Here is a 21,028-nt window from a genome sequence, read left to right on the forward strand (position 1 = left end):
CAGGTGGTGAGGCTACTGGCCCCATCGGGGGCAAGCCCCCTCCCACATTTTGATCTGTGAACACATTCAAGTGTGGGGGGGCTTGCCCCGATGAGGCCTCCAAAGCCACCACTCATGCCCAAGTGAATCCCGCTTGTCCGCGACATGATGTCCTTTCATATGCCATCTAAAACCCATTGGGTTAGAATGCCCTCCTTTTCTGCCCCCGATCCTTGAGGACCGCCATGTTCAGCCGTGATTTGACCATTGCCAAGTACGACGCCGATCTCTTCGCCGCCATGGAGCAAGAAGCCGTGCGCCAGGAAGAGCACATTGAGCTGATCGCTTCGGAAAACTACACCAGCCCTGCGGTCATGGAGGCTCAAGGTTCGGTTCTGACCAACAAGTACGCCGAAGGCTACCCAGGCAAGCGTTACTACGGCGGTTGCGAGTACGTCGACGTGGTTGAGCAGTTGGCCATCGACCGTGCAAAAGAGCTGTTCGGCGCCGATTACGCCAACGTCCAGCCGCACGCCGGTTCCCAAGCCAACAGCGCCGTGTACCTGGCCCTGCTGCAAGGCGGCGACACCATCCTGGGCATGAGCCTGGCCCACGGCGGTCACCTGACCCACGGCGCCAGCGTTTCCTCCTCCGGCAAGCTGTACAACGCCGTTCAATACGGTATCGATGCCAACGGCCTGATCGACTACGACGAAGTCGAGCGCCTGGCGGTTGAACACAAGCCAAAAATGATCGTGGCCGGTTTCTCTGCCTACTCGCAGATCCTGGACTTCCCACGTTTCCGCGCCATCGCCGACAAAGTGGGCGCTTACCTGTTCGTGGACATGGCTCACGTGGCTGGCCTGGTCGCCGCTGGTGTCTACCCGAACCCGGTTCCCTTCGCTGACGTGGTCACCACCACCACCCACAAGACCCTGCGCGGTCCACGTGGCGGCCTGATCCTGGCTCGCGCCAACGCCGAGATCGAGAAGAAGCTGAACTCCGCCGTTTTCCCAGGCGCCCAGGGTGGCCCGCTGGAACACGTGATCGCCGCCAAAGCGATCTGCTTCAAGGAAGCGCTGCAGCCTGAGTTCAAGACCTACCAGCAACAAGTGGTCAAGAACGCCCAGACTATGGCCAGCGTGTTTATCGAGCGCGGCTTTGATGTAGTGTCCGGCGGTACTGAAAACCACCTGTTCCTGCTGTCGCTGATCAAGCAGGACATTTCCGGTAAAGATGCTGACGCTGCCTTGGGCAAAGCCTTCATTACCGTGAACAAAAACTCCGTACCGAACGACCCACGTTCGCCGTTCGTCACTTCGGGCCTGCGCTTCGGCACCCCGGCTGTGACCACTCGTGGCTTTAAAGAAGCAGAGTGCAAGGAACTGGCTGGCTGGATCTGCGACATCCTGGCCGACCTGAACAACGAAACCGTGATCGACGCGGTCCGTGAGAAGGTCAAGGCCATCTGCAAGAAGCTGCCGGTATACGGCGCTTGATTGCAGTTGCTTGAATAAGAAGCCCGGCTCTTGAGCCGGGCTTTTTTATGCCTGATCTCATTTCAGGTCACAGATGGTAGATCCGAGCAAAACCTTCGCGGATCTTGTCCTCCGGCAACTCATCGGCAATAAACACAATCACACTTTCCCGCGCCTCGCCTTCGGCCCACTCGGTGTCCCAATCGAAGCCGTAGAGCTTCAGCACGCCCTGAAACACCATGCGCCGGTCTTCCCCGGCGATGTTCAGCACGCCCTTGTAGCGCAGCAGTTGCTTGCCATGGTCTTCCAACAGCTCATTCATAAACTCGCTGAGGCGGTCGATGTCCAGTGGCTGATCGGTGCGCAGCACCAGGCTGGAGATGCGGTCGATGGACGGCGCCTTGCTCACTGGGCGCAGGCTCATGCCGGCGTTGAGGTTGAAACCGCGCACGTCGAGCAATTGCGCCAGGTCAATCTTGCCGTGTTCCACCACGCGAATCGGCGCTCGGCGGTTGATGCGGGTGAGGCGTTCGCTGAGGGCATCAAAGGTGGCGTCGTCCACCAGATCACGTTTGCTCACCAGCAGGCGGTCGGCAAAACCGATCTGGGCCTGGGCGATGGTCTGGGTCAGGTGATGCTCGGCGTGGGCCGCGTCCACCAAGGTGATGATGCCGTCGAGGATGTAGCGCTCGCGCAGTTCTTCATCAATGAAGAAGGTCTGGGCCACCGGCGCCGGATCAGCCAGGCCGGTGCACTCGATCACCAGGCGGTCGAAGGCGATCTCGCCGCTGTCCAGGCGTTCCAGCAGCAGGTAGAGGGCTTTGGTCAGGTCGGTGTGGATGGTGCAGCACACACAGCCGTTGGACAGGGTCATGACTTGCACCGGCTCTTCGCCCAAAAGCTGGGTGTCGATACCGGCGTCACTGAATTCGTTTTCGATCACGGCGATTTTCAGGCCGTGTTCGGCTTTGAGCAGATGGCGCAGCAAGGTGGTCTTGCCGGCGCCGAGGAAGCCGCTGAGGACGGTCACTGGAATGGGAGAGGACAAAAGAAATTCTCCTTGAAGAAACACTGAAACAAATGTGGGAGGGGGCTTGCCCCCGATAGCAGAGTGTCAGGCACTGATGTGTCACTGATTCACCGCTATCGGGAGCAAGCCCCCTCCCACAGGGGAGTTACATTAAATCAACAGCACTTGGGCCCACCCTTGCCACCGTAACGTGCTTCCTGGCGTTCTCGGAAGAACGCCTTGTAGTCCATCATCGGTTTGTCCGGGTGCTTGGTTTGCATATGCTCGACGTAAGTGTCGTAGTCGGGCATGCCGACCATCAGGCGCGCGGCCTGACCGAGGTATTTACCGAGGCGACTGATGTCATTGAACATGGTTGCAATCCTCGATCATGCGTCCGGTACAGCCTGGAACGGGGCTTCTTTATCCGTACGTTCTTTGTTGCCCCAGGCGGCGACACCGACCTTGAGCGCGTAGAACAGGATGCTGAACACCACGAACAGGAACAACACCGTCAGCGTTGCGTTGGTGTAGGCGTTGTAGATCACGTGTTGCATCTGGTCGATGCTCTTGGCCGGGGCCAGAATCTGGCCGTTGGCCAGGGCATCACTGTATTTCTTGGCCAGCGCCAGGAAGCCGATCGCCGGGTTGGCGTCGAACAGCTTGATGAAGCCCGCCGTGGTGGTGCAGATCAGCAGCCAGACAGCCGGCAGCATGGTCACCCAGATGTAGCGTTGGCGTTTCATTTTGATCAGCACGACTGTCGCCAGCATCAGCGCGATACCCGCCAGCATCTGGTTGGAGATACCGAACAGCGGCCACAAGGTGTTGATACCGCCCAGTGGGTCGATCACGCCCTGGTACAACAGGTAACCCCACATCGCCACGCAACCGGCGGTCGCGATCAGGTTGGCGGTCCAGGATTCGGTACGTTTGAGCGCCGGCACGAAGGAACCGAGCAAATCCTGGAGCATGAAGCGACCGGCACGGGTACCGGCGTCTACCGCCGTCAGGATGAACAGCGCTTCGAACAGGATTGCAAAGTGGTACCAGAACGCCATGGTGTTTTCACCCGGCAACACACTGTGCAGGATCTGCGCGATACCCACCGCGAGCGTCGGTGCACCGCCGGCACGCGCCAGGATGGTGGTTTCACCGATGTCATGGGCCACGGCCGACAGCGCTTCAGGGGTAATTGCAAAACCCCAGCTGCTGACGGTTTGCGCGACAGTCACCACGTCAGTGCCGACGATCGCTGCCGGGCTGTTCATGGCGAAGTACACGCCAGGCTCAATCACCGAAGCCGCAACCATGGCCATGATCGCCACGAACGATTCCATCAACATGCCGCCGTAACCGATGTAACGGGCGTGGCTTTCATTGGCCAACAACTTGGGCGTGGTGCCCGAGGAGATCAGCGCGTGGAAACCCGAAACCGCGCCACAGGCGATGGTGATGAACAGGAACGGGAACAGACCGCCCTTCCACACCGGACCGGTGCCATCGATGAACTGGGTCAGCGCCGGCATTTTCAGGTCTGGCATGGTGACCAGGATGCCGATTGCCAGGGCAATGATGGTGCCGATTTTCAGGAACGTAGACAGGTAGTCGCGCGGCGCCAGGATCAGCCACACCGGCAGGACTGCGGCAACGAAGCCATAGCCGATCAGCATCCAGGTGATCTGGATCCCGGTGAAGGTGAAGGCCTTGGCCCAGACCGGATCAGCAGCAATCTGCCCGCCCAGCCAGATCGAGCCCAGCAGCAACGCCACGCCGATGATCGAGATTTCGCCGATGCGGCCCGGGCGGATGTAGCGCATGTAGATGCCCATGAACATCGCGATCGGGATGGTCGCCATTACGGTGAAGATGCCCCATGGGCTCTCGGCCAGGGCCTTGACCACGATCAGCGCCAGCACCGCAAGGATGATGATCATGATCAGGAAGCAGCCAAACAGCGCGATGGTCCCCGGAATACGGCCCATCTCTTCGCGAACCATGTCCCCCAGGGAACGGCCGTTGCGACGGGTCGACAGGAACAGCACCATGAAGTCCTGCACCGCACCGGCCAGCACCACGCCGGCAATCAGCCAGAGCGTGCCGGGCAGGTAGCCCATTTGCGCAGCCAATACTGGACCGACCAAAGGGCCCGCGCCGGCAATGGCCGCAAAGTGGTGACCGAAAAGGATGTGTTTGTTGGTCGGCACATAGTCCAGACCGTCGTTGTTGATCACTGCGGGGGTGGCCCGCCGTGGATCGAGTTGCATCACGTTATTAGCGATGAACAGGCTGTAGTAGCGATAAGCAACCAGGTAGATGGCCACAGCCGCGACCACAATCCACAAGGCGTTGATCGCCTCGCCGCGGCGCAAGGCCACTACGCCAAGGGCGCACGCTCCTACGATTGCCAGCACCAGCCAGGGTAAGTGGCGTAGCAGGCTATTATTATTTTTCATTTTTATATTCCAGCCAGGGTGGACAGAAAGGACAGCCATCCGGAGTTTAGCGCTGTTGGCCTTAAAGGCCACCCCCCTACGTTGGTCTAGAGCCTTGCAGCGACGAAAAAAGCAGAAAAAAAGGCCCGATGATGGCGCAGGGCTACAATCCTTTTATCCACAGAGGGTTTCACCATGACCGAGCAAGCGTCTGACCGCCGTCGTTTTCGCCGGATTGCTTTTGATGCCAAGACCGAACTTCGGCAAAACGGCAACGAATGGCCAGTGAAATTGGTGGATTTATCGCTCAAGGGGCTGCTGGTGCAGCGCCCCGAAGACTGGAAAGGGAACAAGGCGCTGCCGTTCGACGTCGACATACGGCTGGACCCAAAAGCCCATATAAAGATGCACGTACGCCTGACCCATGAAGATCATGATCAGTTGGGATTTGAGTGCAAGGACATCGACCTGGATTCGATCAGCCACTTGCGGCGGCTGATCGAATTGAATCTGGGTGACGAGGAAGAACTCCACCGGGAGTTGGCGGCGCTGCTGGAAACCTGAAAGCACCACACATCAAATGTGGGGCGGTGCTGGTTATTCGAACAACGCATCCAACGCCTGTTCCAAACGCGTGACTCCAATAATCGTGATCCCCGGCGGCGATTCCTTCGGCGCATTGCCCTTGGGCACGATGGCGCGCTTGAAGCCATGCTTGGCCGCTTCCTTCAAGCGCTCCTGGCCGCTCGGCACCGGGCGCACTTCACCGGACAGGCCGACTTCACCAAACACCAACAGGTCGTGAGGCAATGGCCGGTTGCGCAGGCTGGACATCACCGCCGCCATCAACGCCAAGTCGGATGCAGTCTCCAGCACCTTGACCCCGCCCACTACGTTGAGGAACACGTCCTGGTCGTGGGTCGGAATGCCACCATGGCGGTGCAATACCGCCAGCAACATCGCCAGGCGGTTCTGATCCAGTCCCAGCGTGACCCGGCGCGGGTTGGCCAGATGGCTGTCATCCACCAACGCCTGGACTTCCACCAGCATTGGCCGAGTGCCTTCCCACGTTGCCATCACCACGCTGCCAGGAACTTCTTCCTGGGCGCGCGTCAGAAAAATCGCCGATGGGTTGGAGACTTCTTTCAATCCCCGGTCCGTCATGGCGAACACACCCAGTTCATTCACCGCGCCAAACCGGTTTTTCACCGCTCGCAGCAAGCGCAGGCGGCCATCGGATTCGCCCTCGAAATACAGCACGGTGTCGACCATATGCTCCAACACACGCGGCCCCGCCAGTGCCCCCTCTTTGGTCACGTGGCCGACCAGGAAAATCGCCGTGCCGCTCTGCTTGGCATACCGCACCAGCAGCGCCGCGCTCTCGCGCACCTGGGACACGCCGCCCGGCGCCGATTGCAGTTGCTCGGTGAAAATCGTCTGGATCGAGTCGATCACCATCACCTTGGGCTTTTCGATACGGGCCGTGGCGATGATGCTTTCGATGCAAGTCTCGGTCATGACCCGCAACTGATCCTGGGGCAAGCCAAGGCGCCGGGCGCGCATGGCCACTTGTTGCTGGGATTCTTCGCCGGTGACGTACAGCGCCGGCATGCGGCTGGCGATGCTGCACAGGGTTTGCAGCAGGATGGTGGATTTGCCGATGCCGGGGTCGCCGCCGATCAGCACCACCGAGCCGTCCACCAGGCCGCCGCCGAGCACCCGGTCCAGCTCGCCCGAGGCAGTAGAGAAACGCGGAATTTCTTCGACACTGACTTCGGCCAGGGTCTTGATCTGTGCCTGCTGCCCGGTCCAGCCAGCACGACCAGTGGGCGCAGCAGCACCGCCGCTCTCGATCATGGTTTCAGTCAGGGTGTTCCACGCACCGCATTCGCCGCACTGGCCGGCCCACTTGGGAAAGGTCGCGCCGCACTCGGTGCAGCCGTACATGCGCTTGGCCTTTGCCATTTGAGAACCTCCAACCGAAAAACCGCGATGATAGCTCAGCGCGGCGCCGGGGTCCGGATTTCACCGCTGGCCAATCGCGACGCACTGTTGCCGATCGGGTCTTCGGCGTTGAGGTCCGCGCCTTTGGCTTTCAACTCATCCAGCAACTCGACGCGCTTGAACAGGCCGGCATACATGGCGGCCGTCTGCCCGGCGCCGTTGCGTTGGTCGGGGTTGCAGTCGGTGGCCAGCAGGCGCTGGGCGATTTTAAGCTCGCCCTTGAAGATCGCGCCCATCAGCGCGGTGTTGCCACGTTTGTCCTGCACACAGGCGTCGGCCCCCGCATCGAGCAAGCGCGCCACAAACGGGCCCTGGCCGTGGTAGGCGGCGAGAATCAGCGCGGTGTAGCCCTTGTCGTCCTGGGTGTTGAGGCTGTAGCCGGAGTCGATAAAGGTGTTGAGCATATCGAGGTCGCCACGGCGGGCGGCGTCGAAGTAATAATCCTGCAACTGGGCCTTGAGTGCTGCCGGCTCGGGGGATTCGGCATGGGCAACAAAGGCCAGCATGGCCATCAGTAAACCGATAGAAATACGCATGGGATTCTCCTGCCAAGGGTCGACGCCCCAACCAGCGCGTCGACCGTTACCAACGTCAGTCAGTCAGTTTTTCAGCCAGCGCCTTCACGCGGGTCAGGTCACCCTTGGCGACCTTGGCCACGCCCGTGCCGTACGCCGGGTCCGCTTTGTAGAGGAACGACAGGATGATGTGCTTGCTCTCGTCATCGGTAGTGGCCAGGGAGCCGCCGAAGTTGTCGATCAAGTCCTGCTGCTCTTTCTTGGTGTAGGAGCGATACAGATCACCGGCCTGCTTGAAGTTCTGCTCACGCTGGATCTTCGCCTGCTGGGTGCTGCCCACCAGCGCCGACTGGCTATAGCGCGCGGTTTGCGGCTCTTCCCGTGGCATCAGGCGGCTTGGCTGGTAGTTCACGCCGCTGGTGCTCTTGCCGAAGTTCATCGCGCCATCCTGGTTACCGTTGTTGACGGTGACCCGTGGGGCATTGATCGGCAGTTGCAACGCATTGGCGCCCAGGCGGTACATCTGGGTATCGGCGTAGGAGAACACCCGGCCTTGCAGCAGGCGGTCTTCCGACGGTTCGATGCCCGGCACCAGGTTGGCCGGGGCCATGGCCACTTGCTCGGTCTCCTGGAACACGTTCGCCGGATTGCGGTTCAGCACCATTTGCCCGACTTTGCGCTCGGCCACGTCCGGCCAGATTTTGGTGGCGTCCAATGGGTCGAAATCAAACTTGGCCAAGTCTTCGGGCTTGAGCACTTGCACATACAGGTCCCACTTGGGGAAGTCGCCCTTGTTGATATGGGTGACCAAGTCGTTAGTCATATGACTGTAATCACGCCCCTGCACTTCAGTGACTTGCTTGGGATCAAGGTTCTTGATGCCTTGCAGGCTCTTCCAGTGGAACTTGACGTAGTGCACTTCGCCCTTGGCGTTGATCAACTTGTAGGCATGTACGCCATTACCGTCCATTTCCCGGTAACTGGCTGGCGTGCCGGAGTCCGAGTACAACTCGGTCAGCGTGCGCGTGGCCTCTGGAACATGGGAGAAGAAGTCAAAGCGACGGGAGTCGTCATCCAGGTTGGTGCGCGGGTCCGGCTTGAACGCGTGCACCATGTCCGGGAACTTGATGGCGTCACGGATGAAGAACGTGGGGAAGTTATTGCCCACCAGGTCCCAGTTACCGTCAGCGGTGTAGAACTTGGTGGCGAAACCGCGGGGGTCACGCAGGGTTTCCGGGGAGTGGTTGCCGTGAACCACGGCCGAGAAGCGCACAAATACCGGGGTGGCTTCACCCGCGGCGAAGACTTTGGCCTTGGTCAGGTCGCTGAGGTTGTCGGTTACGGTGAAGGTACCGTGGGCACCTGTGCCACGGGCATGCACCACGCGCTCGGGGATGCGTTCACGGTCGAAGCGCTGCAGCTTCTGGATCAGCTGTACATCTTGCAGCAGCACCGGGCCATTGGCGCCAGCGGTTTGCGAGTTCTGGTTGTCACCGACGGCAGCGCCGTTATCGCGGGTCAGGTTGGCGGCCTGCACCGACAGGGAAAGCAGGCTGGCAGTCGCCAGCACCAGCGCGTGTCGCGCCAGCACTGGCCTGCGGCTCATCGAAATTTTCATCAAGGTTTCCTCTGGTTTTTTTATGCACATTCAGTTGTGCTTGCCAGAGGCTAGTGACCCGGGAGTCAGAAGATAAATAGAAAAACCCCACCAGGGCGATTAAGAAATTAATGTGGTAAGCCGCTGAAACAGCGAGTATTTCGCGCGCGATTGATGGCACTTTGCAAACTATTTGCGTTTTAATGTGTCGATTAAAACAGACAGTGTTAGCAGTTGTGTCGCGCAAGCCCACTGCGACTGACTTACACTCAGTTCCACCCTTCTAATCTGTAACAAGGAATAACCTATGGGCGTGATCAGTGAGTTCAAGGCCTTCGCGGTCAAAGGTAATGTGGTCGACATGGCCGTCGGTATTATCATCGGCGCCGCTTTCGGCAAAATTGTTTCCTCGTTTGTAGGCGATGTGGTGATGCCGCCCATTGGCCTGTTGATCGGTGGTGTGGATTTTGGCGACCTGGCGATCACCCTCAAGGCGGCTCAAGGCGATGTACCCGCCGTCGTCCTGGCCTACGGCAAGTTTATCCAGAGCGTAATCGACTTCGTGATCGTCGCATTTGCGATCTTCATGGGCGTGAAGGCCATCAACCGCCTCAAGCGCGAAGAGGCCGTAGCACCGAGCCTGCCGCCGACGCCAACCAAGGAAGAGCTGTTGCTGGGCGAGATCCGCGATCTGCTCAAGGCACAGAACGACAACAAGCAGCTCTAACCCGGCCCCGCTTGGAAAAAAGGCGCCTGCTTGAGGCGCCTTTTTTATTACCAGTAGTTTTCCACCGCCACCTGGCCTGGCCGGCGGCTCAGGCTCAGTTGCATGTCGCGCAGCTTGAGCAACTGGCGGGTGTCGTCGACCATCTGCGGGTTGCCGCAAATCAGCACCCGCGAATGCTCCGGGCTCAGCTCGACGCCGGCGGCGCGCTCCAGCTCACCGTTTTCAATCGAGGTGGTAATACGCCCACTCAATGCGCCCGAATAATGCTCGCGGGTCACGATGGGAACGTAGGTCAGTTTGTGGGTGTACTCGGCGAGGTACTCGCGCTCACCCAGCTCCTTGATCAGCGACTGATAGGCCAGCTCCTTGGCCTCCCGCGCGCTGTACACCAGTACGATCCGCTCAAATTTCTCCCAGACTTCGAAGTCCTGCAGGATCGACAAAAACGGCGCGACCCCAGTCCCCGTCGCCAACATCCACAGGTCACGGCCATCGACGAACCGGTTCAGGGTCAAGAACCCCGTCGCCTGGCGCTCCACCATCAAGGTATCGCCCACACGCAGGCGGCTCAGCTCACTGGTGAACTCGCCGCCGGGGACGACAATCGAGAAGAAATCGAGGTGCTCGTCAAACGGCGAGGAGACCACCGAATAGGCGCGCCATACCGTGCTGCCATCCGCCTTGGTCACGCCCAGGCGCACGAACTGACCTGCCGTAAAACGGAACCCCGGATCACGGGTGGTGCGCAGCGTAAACAGGCTGGGGGTCAGCGATTGCACATCGAGTAAGGTCTGGCGGGTAAATTTCTCAGCGCTGGCCGTCATGGGGGGCTCCGTTCTACAGGTGCCCTAGTGTCCCTCAAACTCGCGCACGGAAACACCGGTGGTTTGTAGTGGCATCGCCCAGCGACCAAGTAATGGCAATTTAATAGCTATCTAATCAATTAGCTATTAAGCCCTTTGCCCTGGCTGCAAGCACACTCTAAGTTGATTTGGCACACGCGCTTTAACTCACTAAAAAATCGAAAAAAACCAACTAATCAGTTAAACGACTCATTCAAGGCCATGGATGAAAACTTCTTAAACGCCGTCATGCAAGAGCGAAAATTTCCTCTTGCGCTGTAGCTCTTGTCCTACACTTCCTTCCGTGCAGCTTTGGGAATCAGGACGTATCCCATGTCACACAGAATCCATGGAGAGTTACCAATGGTTAACTGGCGCAACACACGACTTGCCAAGCTGCAAGGCGAGAGCGAGGCCACCAGTCTTTTCGAAATGGCCGTCAATCACACCTACGCACTTGGCTTCCAATACTGTTCCTTTACGATGAGTTCACAGCTACCAAACAACCAAACGAAGCCCATTCAAATCAACAACTATCCAGATGAATGGAACAAGCTGTACAACCAGGCCCACTTCTTTGAAATTGATCCCGTGGTGACACATTGCAAACGCTGTGTATTACCGCTTGTCTGGGAGGAAAAAACCTTTAAAGACTCACCCAACTTGTGGTCTCTGGCCCAATCGTTTGGCGTGCATCGGGGCTGGACCCAAGCTGTGCATGATTTCCAGGGCGTGTTCAGCATGCTGACCCTGGGCCGCAGCACCGGTGAAGTCACTCCGGAAGAACTCTACGAAAAAGCCGGCCAGGTCCTGTGGCTGTGCCATGCGATGCATGCAGTCGTGGCGCGGACTTACGCGGACAGGCCCAGCCTCAACCCTGCTAGCAAATTGACTCCGCGCGAAACCGAAATCCTCAAGTGGTCTGCCATGGGCAAGACGGCCGCAGACATTGCCGCCATCCTGTGCCTGTCCGAACGTACGGTGGGCTTTCATATCTGCAGTTGCTTCAAAAAACTGGGGGTCAACAACAAGATCGCCGCCGTGCTCTGTGCCTCGAAAGCGGGGCTGTTTTAACCGACCGTGAAACACCCCATGTAATCCCCGTGGAAAAAACGTAACATTTACGGCCAATTCTGAGTGCTGAGCAGCCCCCAAGGGTGCCGCCCGTTGTTCACTCAGATGGTTGCGCAGATCACTGCCGAACCCCACCGATTACAGAGCCTCCCCCGCCATGCCCCTGCTCGACAGCCCCTTCGCCCAGCTCGATCTGATCCGCCAGCCAGAACAACACAACGATCCGCTGCAAGCCTTTGATGCCGCCGACGAGTACCTGCTCAGCCACCTGGCCGAACAACAGCCGAGCGCCGCGACGCGTGTGCTGGTGCTCAATGACAGCTTCGGTGCCCTGGCCGCCAGCCTTGAAAGCCAGGTGCAGGTGACCTCCAGCGGCGACTCGTTTCTCGCCGCCCAAGGCCTGGAGAAAAACCTGGTGCGCAATGGCAAGGCGTTTGATGCAGTGACTTTTGTACCTGCCAACCAACTGCCGACCGGCCCTTTTGACCGAGTCCTGATCCGCGTGCCCAAGAGCCTGGCACTGCTGGAAGAACAACTGATTCGCCTGCAAGGCCAACTCGCTCCGGGCGCCGAGGTCATCGCGGGGGCAATGGTCAAGCACCTGCCCCGTGCGGCCGGCGAGTTGCTGGAGCGTTACATCGGGCCGATGCACGCCTCCCTCGCGGTCAAGAAGGCGCGGCTGCTGATTGCCACTGCGCAAGAACGTCCTGCGGCGGTCTCGCCCTACCCCACCCGCTATCACCTTGAAACACCCGCTATCGAATTGCTCAACCACGCCAACGTGTTCTGCCGTGAAGGCCTGGACATCGGCACCCGCGCCTTCCTGCCGCACCTGCCTAAAGGCTTGGGCAGTGCACGCGTGGCGGACCTGGGCTGCGGCAACGGCGTACTGGCGATTGCCAGCGCGCTGCAAAACCCCGACGCGCAATACACCTTGGTCGACGAGTCGTACATGGCCGTGCAATCGGCCCTTGAGAACTGGCAAGCCGCCCTCGGCGAGCGCAAGGTGACCGTGCGTGCCGCCGATGGCCTGGCCGGCCAGGAGCCCGATTCCCTGGATGTGGTGCTGTGCAACCCACCGTTCCACCAACAGCAAGTGGTCGGTGACTTCCTGGCCTGGCGCATGTTCCAGCAAGCGCGGGAAGCGCTGGTGGTGGGCGGCGCGCTGTATATCGTCGGCAACCGTCACCTGGGTTATCACAGCAAATTGGCGCGACTGTTCCGAGGCGTCGAGCAAGTGGCCGCCACCCCGAAATTCGTCATCCTCAAAGCGCGCAAATAAAAAAAGCCCCGCCCTTCCAGAAGAAGAACAGGGCTTGCCTCTCAAGTCAGCAGGCAGCGGGCCGCAAAGCCCGGATCGGGATGTCAGTGAGTGGTCAGGCCAGCCGCATTCATGAACATGCGCATCAGGCTGGCCACGATGAACAAGGCCAGCACACTGCCCGTCCAGATCATCGCCAGCCACCCCAGGCGCCGCCACAACGGCTGTTTCTCGGCCTGTTCGATCTCGTGCAACGTAGGTTTGCCGGACATGCAACGCCCCTCCTAGTGGTAACCGTCTTCGTGGGTGACCTTGCCGCGGAACACGTAGTAGCTCCAGAAGGTGTAGCCCAGGATGAACGGGATGATGAACAACGTGCCCACCAGCATGAAGCCCTGGCTCTGCGGCGGTGCGGCGGCGTCCCAGATCGACACGGATGGCGGGATGATATTTGGCCACAGGCTGATCCCGAGGCCGCTGTAGCCGAGGAAGATCAGCACCAGCGTCAACAGGAACGGCGTGTAGTGCGCGTTACGCGCCACGGCGCGGATCAGCCCGTACATGGTCACCAGCACCAGGATCGGCACCGGCAGGAACCAGAACAGGTTTGGCAGGGTGAACCAGCGCGAAGCGATTTCCGGGTGCGACAGCGGCGTCCAGATACTGACGATGCCAATCACCGCCAACACCACAAACGCCAATGGACGCGCCAGGTTGTGCATCTTCTCCTGCAAGGTGCCTTCGGTCTTCATGATCAGCCAGGTGCAGCCCAACAGTGCGTAAGCAACGATCAACGCCACGCCGCAGAACATCGTGAAGGGCGTGAGCCAATCCAATGAGCCGCCGGCAAACTGGCGATTGACCACCGGAATCCCGTCGATAAACGCGCCCAGCGCCACGCCCTGGAAGAATGTCGCCGCCAGCGAGCCGCCGATGAATGCCTTGTCCCACAGGTGACGCTTGTGGTCCTTGGCCTTGAAGCGGAACTCGAAGGCCACGCCACGGAAGATCAGCCCGATCAGCATCAGGATCAACGGCAGGTACAGCGCCGACAACACCACCGAATAGGCCAGCGGAAACGCGCCGAACAACGCCGCGCCGCCGAGTACCAGCCAGGTTTCGTTACCGTCCCAGACCGGGGCGACGGTGTTCATCATCACGTCACGGTCGACTTTGCCGGGGATAAACGGAAAGAGGATGCCGATGCCCAGGTCGAAACCGTCCATGACCACGTACATCATGATGCCGAAGATGATGATCACGGCCCAGATCAGCGGAAGATCAATACCCATCTCAATTCCCCTTGTGCTGGATGTGGGCGTGGTCGTCATCGCCACTGTCATCGGCGGCCGACAACGGACGTGCCGGTGTGCGTTTCTGGCCAGGACCGCCATGGGTCGGTTCGCTGCCTTCGTGGGTCTGAGGCCCTTTGCGCACCAGGCGCATCATGTAGCCCAACCCGGCGCCGAACAGCGCGAAGTACACCACCACGAACAACACCAGGGTAATCGTCATCTGCGCCAGGCTATGCCCGGATGAGGCATCCGCCGTGCGCATCAAGCCGTAGACCACCCACGGCTGGCGGCCGATTTCGGTGGTGAACCAACCGGCGAGAATCGCGATCAGGCCGGACGGCCCCATCCACAGCGCCAGGTATAGGAACGGCCTGGACGTGTACATCTTGTCGCCGCGACGCAGCCACAGGCTGAACAGACCGGTGAAGATCATCAGGAAGCCCAGGCCGACCATGACCCGGAACGACCAGAACACGATGGTCGAATTGGGGCGGTCCTCGGGCGGAAACTCCTTGAGGGCCGGCACTTGTTTGTCCAACGAGTGGGTCAGGATCAGGCTGCCCAGGTACGGGATTTCCACCGCGTATTTGGTTTTTTCGGCCTTCATGTCGGGCCAGCCAAACAGGATCAGCGGGGTTGGCTCATTGCCTTTGTTTTCCCAGTGGCCCTCAATCGCGGCAATTTTTGCCGGCTGGTGCTCCAGGGTATTGAGCCCGTGGAAGTCACCGATCACCGCCTGGATAGGCGCGACAATCAGGGCCATCCACATGGCCATCGAGAGCATCTTGCGGATCGCCGGGTTGTCCTTGCCGCGCAGCAAGTGCCAGGCCGCCGAAGAACCGACGAAGAACGCGGTCGCCACAAAGGCTGCAGTGGCCATGTGCATCAGGCGGTAAGGGAACGAGGGGTTGAAGATCACCGCCAGCCAGTCGGTCGGAATCACGCGGCCGTCGATGATTTCAAAACCCTGGGGCGTCTGCATCCAACTGTTGGACGCGAGGATCCAGAACGTCGAAATCAACGTACCGACGGCCACCATAACGGTGGAGAAGAAGTGCAGCTTGCGCCCCACCTTGTTCCAACCGAACAGCATCACGCCAAGGAAACCGGCTTCGAGGAAGAAGGCCGTAAGCACTTCGTATGTCAGAAGTGGCCCTGTGACAGCACCGGCGAAGTCCGAGAAGCGGCTCCAGTTGGTGCCGAACTGATAAGCCATGACCAGGCCCGAGACCACGCCCATGCCGAAGTTGACGGCAAAGATCTTCGACCAGAAATGGTAGAGGTCACGGTAGGTGTCGTTGTGGGTCTTGAGCCACAAGCCCTCCAGCACCGCAAGGTAACTGGCCAGGCCGATGGTGATCGCCGGGAACAGGATGTGGAATGAGATGGTGAACGCAAATTGAATTCGGGCGAGATCTAGCGCCTCCAAACCGAACATAAGTCTTCCTCTGTCAGGTAATACCGGCTGCTGGCGGGAGCCTGCACCCACTGCCCCCACGGATATGGAGTGTGGCGAATTTCAATTCGTTTCTTTTTTTAACCAGCCACGTAGGGATTCTGGCCTTGCGGCCGCCAGATCAATCCCCACGCAGGTTTTGATCTGGGTCAAGCATTGCTCAAAGAGTAGTCCCATTTTCTGTGTCCAGTTATGTGGTCTTTTGCCGCGTGACAGCTTGCCTCAGCCCAGATCTTGCAACTATTTGTTACAGCTTGATGATAATCTCGACGCTCCCTCCCGCCTCGACCCGAATTCCCGATGCCTAGTGAACCCGTGTTGCTGTTGCGTCATCACCGCCCTTTCATCGCGTTCTGGCTGGCACGGATTTTCACCGCCAGCGGCTTCCAGATGCTCACCGTGGCCATCGGCTGGAACCTCTACCAACTGACCGGCAACGTGCTGGATCTGGGATTGGTCGGGCTGGTGGAGTTCGTGCCGCGCGTACTGTTCATGCTGCACACCGGGCACGTGGCCGACCGCTATGAGCGGCGCAAGGTCGCGGCGATCTGCCAGACCGTGCAGGCGCTGATTGCCTTGTCCCTCGCCATTGGCGGCCTGACCGGCAACGTGACCCGCGAGATGATTTTTATCCTCGCCTTCCTGCTCGGTGCGGCGCGTTCCTTTGAAATGCCGACCACCCAGGCGCTGCTGCCGAGCATCGTGCCCAGCGCGCTATTCCCCCGTGCGGTGGCGTCTTCACAGTCGGCCCAGCAACTGGCCACCATCGTCGCCCCGGCGCTCGGCGGTTTGCTCTATGCGTTCGGCAGTGTCTGGGTGTATGGGCCCACGGTGGTGCTGTACATCATCGCCTGCGTGCTGACCCTCAACCTGCCCGCCCGCCAGACCCCGCTGAACAAAGGCAAGGCCACCCTGGATTCGCTGCTGGCCGGCATCCGCTTTATCCGCAGCCGCCCGGACATCCTCGGCGCCATCTCCCTGGACCTGTTCGCCGTGCTGCTGGGCGGCGCCACGGCATTGTTGCCGGTGTTCGCCAAGGACATCCTGCTGACCGGCGCATGGGGCCTGGGCCTGTTGCGTTCGGCACCGGCGGTGGGCGCGTTGTTGATGTCGTTGTGGCTGGCGCGCTTTTCGGTGGACCGCAAGGTTGGCCGCGTGATGTTCACCGCCGTCGGCGTGTTCGGCGTCGCCACCATCGCGTTCGGCCTGTCCACCTCGTTCTGGTTTTCCCTGGCGGTGCTGGTGGTGCTGGGCGCGGCGGACATGATCAGCATGGTCATCCGCGCCTCCTTCGTGCAGTTGGAGACGCCGGATGAAATGCGCGGGCGGGTGAGTGCGGTCAACGGGTTGTTTATCGGCGCATCCAATCAATTGGGTGAGTTCGAGTCCGGCATCACGGCGCACTGGTTCGGCACCGTGCCTGCCGTTGTGATGGGCGGGATCGGTACGCTGGTGGTGACTGGGGTGTGGATCAAGCTGTTCCCGACGCTGGCCAATCGGGATCGGATGCATGTGCCGGTGGAAGAAAGCATCAAGCCCGCCACATGATCCGATGTGGCAATAAGGTCAATGTGGGAGGGGCAAGCCCCCTCCCACATGGGTTATGCGGTGTGTTTTAGAGCACCTTGTCCAGAGTGATCGGAAACTCCCGAACTCGCTTGCCGGTGGCGTGGTAAATCGCGTTCGCCACCGCCGCCGCCACCCCGACAATGCCGATCTCGCCAACGCCCTTGGAACCGAGGGCGTTGACGATCTCGTCGTGTTCTTCGACGAACACCACGTCAATCTCGCCGATATCGGCATTCACCGGGATGTGGTATTCGGCCAGGCTGTGGTTCATGTAGCGCCCCAGTTGATGGTCGATCTGGGTTTCTTCATGCAGGGCCATGCCGATCCCCCACACCACCCCGCCGAGAATCTGGCTGCGCGCCATTTTCGGGTTGACCACACGCCCGGCGGCAATCGCGCTGACGACACGCCGAACTTTGATCGTGCCCAAGTCTTCGTCCACCTGGACCTCGACGAACACCGCCGAATGGGTCGCGGTGGCGTAACCCTCGCGTTTTTTGTCGGGCTCGCTGTCGACCTGAACCTCCAATGCGTCTTCGCCACTGTCCTTCACCAACTGCGCCAGCGACACACTTACGTCCCCCGTGTGCAGGTGACCGTCCTCAAAGCGCACGGACTCGGCGTCCTTGAATACCGGGTAAGTCTGGCGGGCGATGCTCAGCAGTCTGGCGGTCAGCGCTTCGCAGGCTTGTTGCACGGCAGTGCCCACCGAGGACACGGTAAACGAGCCGCCCTGCAGCGGCGCGGTAGGCAGTGAAGAGTCGCCGAGCAGAAAAACCACATCCTCGACCGCCACACCGCTGGCCTGGGCCGCGATCTGGGTCATCACCGTGTAGGTACCGGTGCCGATGTCGGTGGTGGCACTGCTGACCGTCAATTTGCCCTGCGCATCGATGCGCGCTTTGGCACTGGCCTTCATTTGCATGGCCTCCCACACGCCACCGGCCATGCCCCAGCCGATCAGTTGGCGGCCGTCGCGCATGCTGCGCGGCTCCGGGTTGCGCTGCTTCCAGCCAAAACGCTCGGCGCCTTCGTGGTAGCACTCGCGCAGGGCTTTGCTCGACCAGGGCTTGTCTTCGTTCTGATTGCGTTCGGCGTAGTTGATCAAGCGCAGTTGCACCGGGTCCATGCCCAGCGCGCAGGCCAGTTCATCCATCGCGCATTCCAGGCCGATCACGCCCAACGCGGCGCCCGGCGCGCGCATGTCCAGGGGCGTGAACACATCCAGCGGCACCAACTTGTAGGTCAGCTGCACGTTGTCGCAGTGATAGAGCATGCCGCTCCATTCCACCACGTGTTCACTGAAGTCCTCGAAACGTGAGGTCTGGCCAATCGCGGTATGCCCCAGCGCCAGCAAGCGGCCGTTGGCGGCGGCGCCCATCTGCAAGCGCTGCAGGGTGCGCGGGCGGTAGCCGAAGGTGAACATCTGCTGGCGGGTCAGCGTAACCCGCACCGAGCGCTTGAGCGCCAGGGACGCCATCACCGCCAAGGGCAGTTGGTATTGCGGGCGCAGGCCGGAGCCAAAGGCACCACCGACGAATGCAGCAAAGATACGCACCTGGCTTTTATCCAGGCCGAAAACTTTTTGCACATAGGCCTGGCAGTTCTGCGGCCCCTGGGTCTTGTCGTGGATATGCAGGGTGCCATCCGGCTGATACAGCACAGTGCTGGCGTGGGGTTCCATCGGGTTGTGGTGTTCGATGGGCGTGCTGTAGTGCAGATCGAGGCTGATGGACGCGCCGGACCATTCGGCCTGGAAGTTGCCGCGGGGTTTGGGCGGGGTTTGCGGCGAGGGATGGGCCAGTTCCTGCTGGGCGAGCAGATCGGTCTCGAAGTCCTCGCGCGCGTAGTCGATGTGCACCAGCGAGCCGGCGTGCCGCGCCAACTCCAGGTTATCGGCGATGACCAAGGCCAAGGGCTGACCGCTGTAGAGCACGCGGTCGTTATACAGCGGGCGAAATGGCGAGCCGTCCGCCGCATCAGCATCCGCGAAGGCATCGTCGTAACTGGCGATTTTCGGGCGGTTGAGGTGATGGATCACGTCCACCACGCCCGGCAGCGCTAAGGCCTTGGACGCGTCGATGCTGATAACCCGGCCCTTGGCGATAGTGCTGGACACCACGCTGCCATGCAGCAGGCCTTCCTCGCGAAACTCACCGGCGTACCGCGCCTGGCCCGTGACCTTGAGCAGACCGTCGACACGGTCCAGGGGTTTTCCGATAGCGGTCATGGCTGTTCTCCTGCGACGGCGGCGTCGCTGAGCGCACGAATAATTGCGCGGCGCGCCAGCTTGATTTTGAAGCCGTTGTGTTCCAGTGGCTCGGCGTCTTGCAGCAGCGCGTCGGCGGCGTTGCTGAAGGTTTCGCGGCTGACGGCCTGGCCGATCAGCGCGGTTTCTACCGCACGGTCACGCCAGGGTTTGTGGGCCACGCCACCCAGGGCCAGACGAGCGTCGACGATGGTGTCGCCGTCCAATTCAAGGGCGGCGGCGACAGACACCAAGGCAAAGGCGTACGACGCACGATCACGAATCTTCAGATAATGGCTGTGACGCGCCAGGTGGTCGGCGGGCAATTCAATCGCCGTGATCAGCTCATCGTCAGCCAGCAGGTTGTCGCGCTGCGGGGTATCGCCGGGCAGCCGATGGAAATCCGCGAACTCGATGACGCGTGCGCCGCCACGGCCTTCGACATGCACCCGCGCTTGCAACGCGGCCAAGGCGACGCACATGTCCGACGGATGCGTGGCCACGCACTGCGCGCTGGCGCCGAGAATGGCGTGGATACGGTTCAGGCCGGTACGCGCCGGGCAGCCGCTGCCGGGTTCGCGTTTATTACACGGCACCGTGGCGTCGTAGAAGTAGTAGCAACGGGTGCGTTGCAGCAGATTGCCACCGGTACTGGCCATGTTGCGCAACTGCGGCGAAGCGCCTGCGAGAATGGCTTGGGACAGCAGCGGGTAGCGCGCTTCGATCAGCGGGTGCCAGGCCAGGTCGGCGTTGCTCACCAGCGCGCCGATCAGCAGGCCGCCGTCGGCGGTTTCTTCAATCTCATGCAGCGGCAGGCCGGTGATATCGATCAGGTGCTCGGGGCGGCTGATGTTTTCTTTCATCAGGTCCAGCAGGTTGGTGCCACCCGCAATAAAGCGCGATGCGCCGCTGGCCAGGTACACGGCCTCATGGACGTCGGCTGGTTTGCTGTAGTGGAAGGGGTTCATTGCTCACCTCCCAGGCCGTCTTTGATGGCATCGCGAATATGGGTATAGGCGCCGCAGCGACACAGGTTGCCGCTCATCAGCTCCTGGATCTGTGCGGTGTCGTGGGCACGGCCTTCATTGGCCAGGCCGACGGCGGAGCAGATCTGGCCGGGGGTGCAATAGCCGCACTGGAAAGCATCGTGTTTGATGAAGGCTTGCTGCATGGGGTGCAACTGGTCGCCGTTGGCCAGGCCTTCGATGGTGGTCAGTTCGGCACCGTCGCACATCACCGCCAGGGTCAGGCACGCGTTAATGCGTTTGCCATCGCGCAACACCGTGCAGGCGCCGCATTGGCCGTGGTCGCAGCCTTTTTTGCTGCCGACCAGGTCGAGTTGTTCGCGCAGCAGGTCCAGCAATGTGGTCCAGGGCAACACGTCCAGTTGGCGATCGTGACCATTCAAGGTCAAGCGTATGGAGTGGGCGACGAACGGTTGGGCCGCCGCGCCATTGGGGGTCGCGCTCATAAACACCTCACGGGTTGGTGTACATCCGCGGCGTTCAGGAAAGTCGCCGTCTCAGGGGTACGACTTCC

19 protein-coding genes are annotated in these 21,028 nt (G+C 60.5%); 6 read left to right on the top strand and 13 right to left on the bottom strand.

The features are described 5' to 3' along the window. Window positions 1–224 precede the first annotated feature (224 nt). Entirely contained in the window at window positions 225–1,478 is a 1,254-nt protein-coding gene (glyA, locus tag NDJ82_RS08220; protein WP_250925288.1) for a serine hydroxymethyltransferase, read from the top strand. Window positions 1,479–1,545: 67 nt separating this feature from the next. On the opposite strand, the gene yjiA is transcribed toward glyA, so the two are convergent. From yjiA to NDJ82_RS08235, 3 genes are all read right to left on the bottom strand, one after another. Beyond that, entirely contained in the window at window positions 1,546–2,505 is a 960-nt protein-coding gene (yjiA, locus tag NDJ82_RS08225) for a GTPase (protein ID WP_191959264.1), read from the bottom strand. 137 nt (window positions 2,506–2,642) lie between these two features. Next, window positions 2,643–2,840, bottom strand: a complete 198-nt coding sequence (locus NDJ82_RS08230) for a YbdD/YjiX family protein (protein ID WP_003176208.1) — start codon at window positions 2,838–2,840, stop codon at window positions 2,643–2,645. A gap of 15 nt (window positions 2,841–2,855) precedes the next feature. Next, entirely contained in the window at window positions 2,856–4,922 is a 2,067-nt protein-coding gene (locus NDJ82_RS08235) for a carbon starvation CstA family protein (protein WP_112196798.1), read from the bottom strand. Window positions 4,923–5,096: 174 nt separating this feature from the next. Between NDJ82_RS08235 and NDJ82_RS08240 the strand changes: the two genes are divergently transcribed. Further along, window positions 5,097–5,465 (top strand): PilZ domain-containing protein, encoded by a 369-nt coding sequence (locus tag NDJ82_RS08240; protein WP_250925289.1) that lies wholly within the window; start codon window positions 5,097–5,099, stop codon window positions 5,463–5,465. Window positions 5,466–5,498: 33 nt separating this feature from the next. Here NDJ82_RS08240 and radA read toward each other — a convergent pair whose 3' ends face one another. From radA to katB, 3 genes are read right to left on the bottom strand one after another with little or no spacing between them, the layout of a single operon-like run. Beyond that, window positions 5,499–6,866 (bottom strand): DNA repair protein RadA, encoded by a 1,368-nt coding sequence (gene radA / locus NDJ82_RS08245; RefSeq protein ID WP_099584746.1) that lies wholly within the window; start codon window positions 6,864–6,866, stop codon window positions 5,499–5,501. Between the two features lie 35 nt (window positions 6,867–6,901). Continuing rightward, window positions 6,902–7,441, bottom strand: a complete 540-nt coding sequence (locus NDJ82_RS08250) for an ankyrin repeat domain-containing protein (RefSeq protein ID WP_112196800.1) — start codon at window positions 7,439–7,441, stop codon at window positions 6,902–6,904. 55 nt (window positions 7,442–7,496) lie between these two features. Further along, window positions 7,497–9,038 carry a catalase KatB gene (katB, locus tag NDJ82_RS08255; RefSeq protein ID WP_099584744.1) on the bottom strand — a complete coding sequence of 514 codons (1,542 nt, stop codon included), beginning with the start codon at window positions 9,036–9,038 and terminating at the stop codon, window positions 7,497–7,499. 286 nt (window positions 9,039–9,324) lie between these two features. On the opposite strand from katB, the gene mscL reads away from it, so the two are divergent. Then, window positions 9,325–9,744, top strand: a complete 420-nt coding sequence (gene mscL, locus NDJ82_RS08260) for a large-conductance mechanosensitive channel protein MscL (protein ID WP_099584743.1) — start codon at window positions 9,325–9,327, stop codon at window positions 9,742–9,744. Window positions 9,745–9,791: 47 nt separating this feature from the next. Here mscL and NDJ82_RS08265 read toward each other — a convergent pair whose 3' ends face one another. Continuing rightward, window positions 9,792–10,568 carry a ferredoxin--NADP reductase gene (locus tag NDJ82_RS08265; RefSeq protein ID WP_250925290.1) on the bottom strand — a complete coding sequence of 259 codons (777 nt, stop codon included), beginning with the start codon at window positions 10,566–10,568 and terminating at the stop codon, window positions 9,792–9,794. A 381-nt stretch (window positions 10,569–10,949) separates the two neighbouring features. Between NDJ82_RS08265 and NDJ82_RS08270 the strand changes: the two genes are divergently transcribed. Both NDJ82_RS08270 and NDJ82_RS08275 read left to right on the top strand, forming a co-directional pair. Continuing rightward, window positions 10,950–11,660: a helix-turn-helix transcriptional regulator gene (locus NDJ82_RS08270; RefSeq protein ID WP_250925291.1), complete on the top strand. Its 711-nt coding sequence runs from the start codon at window positions 10,950–10,952 to the stop codon at window positions 11,658–11,660. Between the two features lie 157 nt (window positions 11,661–11,817). Continuing rightward, window positions 11,818–12,942 (top strand): methyltransferase, encoded by a 1,125-nt coding sequence (locus NDJ82_RS08275; protein WP_250925292.1) that lies wholly within the window; start codon window positions 11,818–11,820, stop codon window positions 12,940–12,942. A gap of 83 nt (window positions 12,943–13,025) precedes the next feature. On the opposite strand, the gene NDJ82_RS08280 is transcribed toward NDJ82_RS08275, so the two are convergent. Genes NDJ82_RS08280 through NDJ82_RS08290 form a run of 3 tightly spaced genes read right to left on the bottom strand, consistent with a single transcriptional unit; the run spans window position 13,026 to window position 15,654 of the window. Then, complete coding sequence (locus tag NDJ82_RS08280; protein ID WP_099584739.1) at window positions 13,026–13,193, bottom strand: DUF2474 domain-containing protein; 168 nt, start codon at window positions 13,191–13,193, stop codon at window positions 13,026–13,028. Between the two features lie 12 nt (window positions 13,194–13,205). Beyond that, window positions 13,206–14,213: a cytochrome d ubiquinol oxidase subunit II gene (cydB, locus tag NDJ82_RS08285; RefSeq protein WP_099584738.1), complete on the bottom strand. Its 1,008-nt coding sequence runs from the start codon at window positions 14,211–14,213 to the stop codon at window positions 13,206–13,208. 1 nt (window position 14,214) lies between these two features. Continuing rightward, the gene (locus NDJ82_RS08290; RefSeq protein ID WP_099584737.1) at window positions 14,215–15,654 is read right to left on the bottom strand and encodes a cytochrome ubiquinol oxidase subunit I; all 1,440 of its coding nucleotides are present in this window, start codon (window positions 15,652–15,654) and stop codon (window positions 14,215–14,217) included. 318 nt (window positions 15,655–15,972) lie between these two features. Here NDJ82_RS08290 and NDJ82_RS08295 point away from each other — a divergent pair, with 318 nt between their 5' ends. Further along, window positions 15,973–17,220: an MFS transporter gene (locus tag NDJ82_RS08295; RefSeq protein WP_112196804.1), complete on the top strand. Its 1,248-nt coding sequence runs from the start codon at window positions 15,973–15,975 to the stop codon at window positions 17,218–17,220. 67 nt (window positions 17,221–17,287) lie between these two features. Here the strand turns inward: NDJ82_RS08295 and NDJ82_RS08300 are convergent, their stop codons facing one another. The 3 genes from NDJ82_RS08300 to NDJ82_RS08310 are packed head-to-tail and all read right to left on the bottom strand — an operon-like array spanning window position 17,288 to window position 20,960. Then, entirely contained in the window at window positions 17,288–19,471 is a 2,184-nt protein-coding gene (locus NDJ82_RS08300; protein ID WP_250925293.1) for a xanthine dehydrogenase family protein molybdopterin-binding subunit, read from the bottom strand. After that, window positions 19,468–20,457: an FAD binding domain-containing protein gene (locus NDJ82_RS08305; protein ID WP_250925294.1), complete on the bottom strand. Its 990-nt coding sequence runs from the start codon at window positions 20,455–20,457 to the stop codon at window positions 19,468–19,470. The genes NDJ82_RS08300 and NDJ82_RS08305 overlap by 4 nt, the downstream gene beginning before the upstream one ends. Further along, the gene (locus NDJ82_RS08310; RefSeq protein ID WP_112196806.1) at window positions 20,454–20,960 is read right to left on the bottom strand and encodes a (2Fe-2S)-binding protein; all 507 of its coding nucleotides are present in this window, start codon (window positions 20,958–20,960) and stop codon (window positions 20,454–20,456) included. The genes NDJ82_RS08305 and NDJ82_RS08310 overlap by 4 nt, the downstream gene beginning before the upstream one ends. Window positions 20,961–21,028 lie beyond the last annotated feature (68 nt).

Origin of the sequence: Pseudomonas sp. SR18 (assembly GCF_023701505.1) — a bacterium.
In the GTDB taxonomy this organism is placed as follows: domain Bacteria; phylum Pseudomonadota; class Gammaproteobacteria; order Pseudomonadales; family Pseudomonadaceae; genus Aquipseudomonas; species Aquipseudomonas cyclaminis.

Excerpts from the sequence above, each read along its gene's own strand:
- katB (WP_099584744.1), bottom strand. The coding sequence starts at position 9,038 with ATGAAAATTTCGATGAGCCGCAGGCCAGTGCTGGCGCGACACGCGCTG.
- NDJ82_RS08265 (WP_250925290.1), bottom strand. The coding sequence starts at position 10,568 with ATGACGGCCAGCGCTGAGAAATTTACCCGCCAGACCTTACTCGATGTG.
- mscL (WP_099584743.1), top strand. The coding sequence starts at position 9,325 with ATGGGCGTGATCAGTGAGTTCAAGGCCTTCGCGGTCAAAGGTAATGTG.
- cydB (WP_099584738.1), bottom strand. The coding sequence starts at position 14,213 with ATGGGTATTGATCTTCCGCTGATCTGGGCCGTGATCATCATCTTCGGC.
- NDJ82_RS08240 (WP_250925289.1), top strand. The coding sequence starts at position 5,097 with ATGACCGAGCAAGCGTCTGACCGCCGTCGTTTTCGCCGGATTGCTTTT.
- NDJ82_RS08280 (WP_099584739.1), bottom strand. The coding sequence starts at position 13,193 with ATGTCCGGCAAACCTACGTTGCACGAGATCGAACAGGCCGAGAAACAG.
- NDJ82_RS08275 (WP_250925292.1), top strand. The coding sequence starts at position 11,818 with ATGCCCCTGCTCGACAGCCCCTTCGCCCAGCTCGATCTGATCCGCCAG.
- NDJ82_RS08230 (WP_003176208.1), bottom strand. The coding sequence starts at position 2,840 with ATGTTCAATGACATCAGTCGCCTCGGTAAATACCTCGGTCAGGCCGCG.
- NDJ82_RS08295 (WP_112196804.1), top strand. The coding sequence starts at position 15,973 with ATGCCTAGTGAACCCGTGTTGCTGTTGCGTCATCACCGCCCTTTCATC.
- radA (WP_099584746.1), bottom strand. The coding sequence starts at position 6,866 with ATGGCAAAGGCCAAGCGCATGTACGGCTGCACCGAGTGCGGCGCGACC.
- NDJ82_RS08250 (WP_112196800.1), bottom strand. The coding sequence starts at position 7,441 with ATGCGTATTTCTATCGGTTTACTGATGGCCATGCTGGCCTTTGTTGCC.
- NDJ82_RS08270 (WP_250925291.1), top strand. The coding sequence starts at position 10,950 with ATGGTTAACTGGCGCAACACACGACTTGCCAAGCTGCAAGGCGAGAGC.
- NDJ82_RS08305 (WP_250925294.1), bottom strand. The coding sequence starts at position 20,457 with ATGAACCCCTTCCACTACAGCAAACCAGCCGACGTCCATGAGGCCGTG.
- NDJ82_RS08235 (WP_112196798.1), bottom strand. The coding sequence starts at position 4,922 with ATGAAAAATAATAATAGCCTGCTACGCCACTTACCCTGGCTGGTGCTG.
- NDJ82_RS08290 (WP_099584737.1), bottom strand. The coding sequence starts at position 15,654 with ATGTTCGGTTTGGAGGCGCTAGATCTCGCCCGAATTCAATTTGCGTTC.
- NDJ82_RS08310 (WP_112196806.1), bottom strand. The coding sequence starts at position 20,960 with ATGAGCGCGACCCCCAATGGCGCGGCGGCCCAACCGTTCGTCGCCCAC.
- glyA (WP_250925288.1), top strand. The coding sequence starts at position 225 with ATGTTCAGCCGTGATTTGACCATTGCCAAGTACGACGCCGATCTCTTC.
- NDJ82_RS08300 (WP_250925293.1), bottom strand. The coding sequence starts at position 19,471 with ATGACCGCTATCGGAAAACCCCTGGACCGTGTCGACGGTCTGCTCAAG.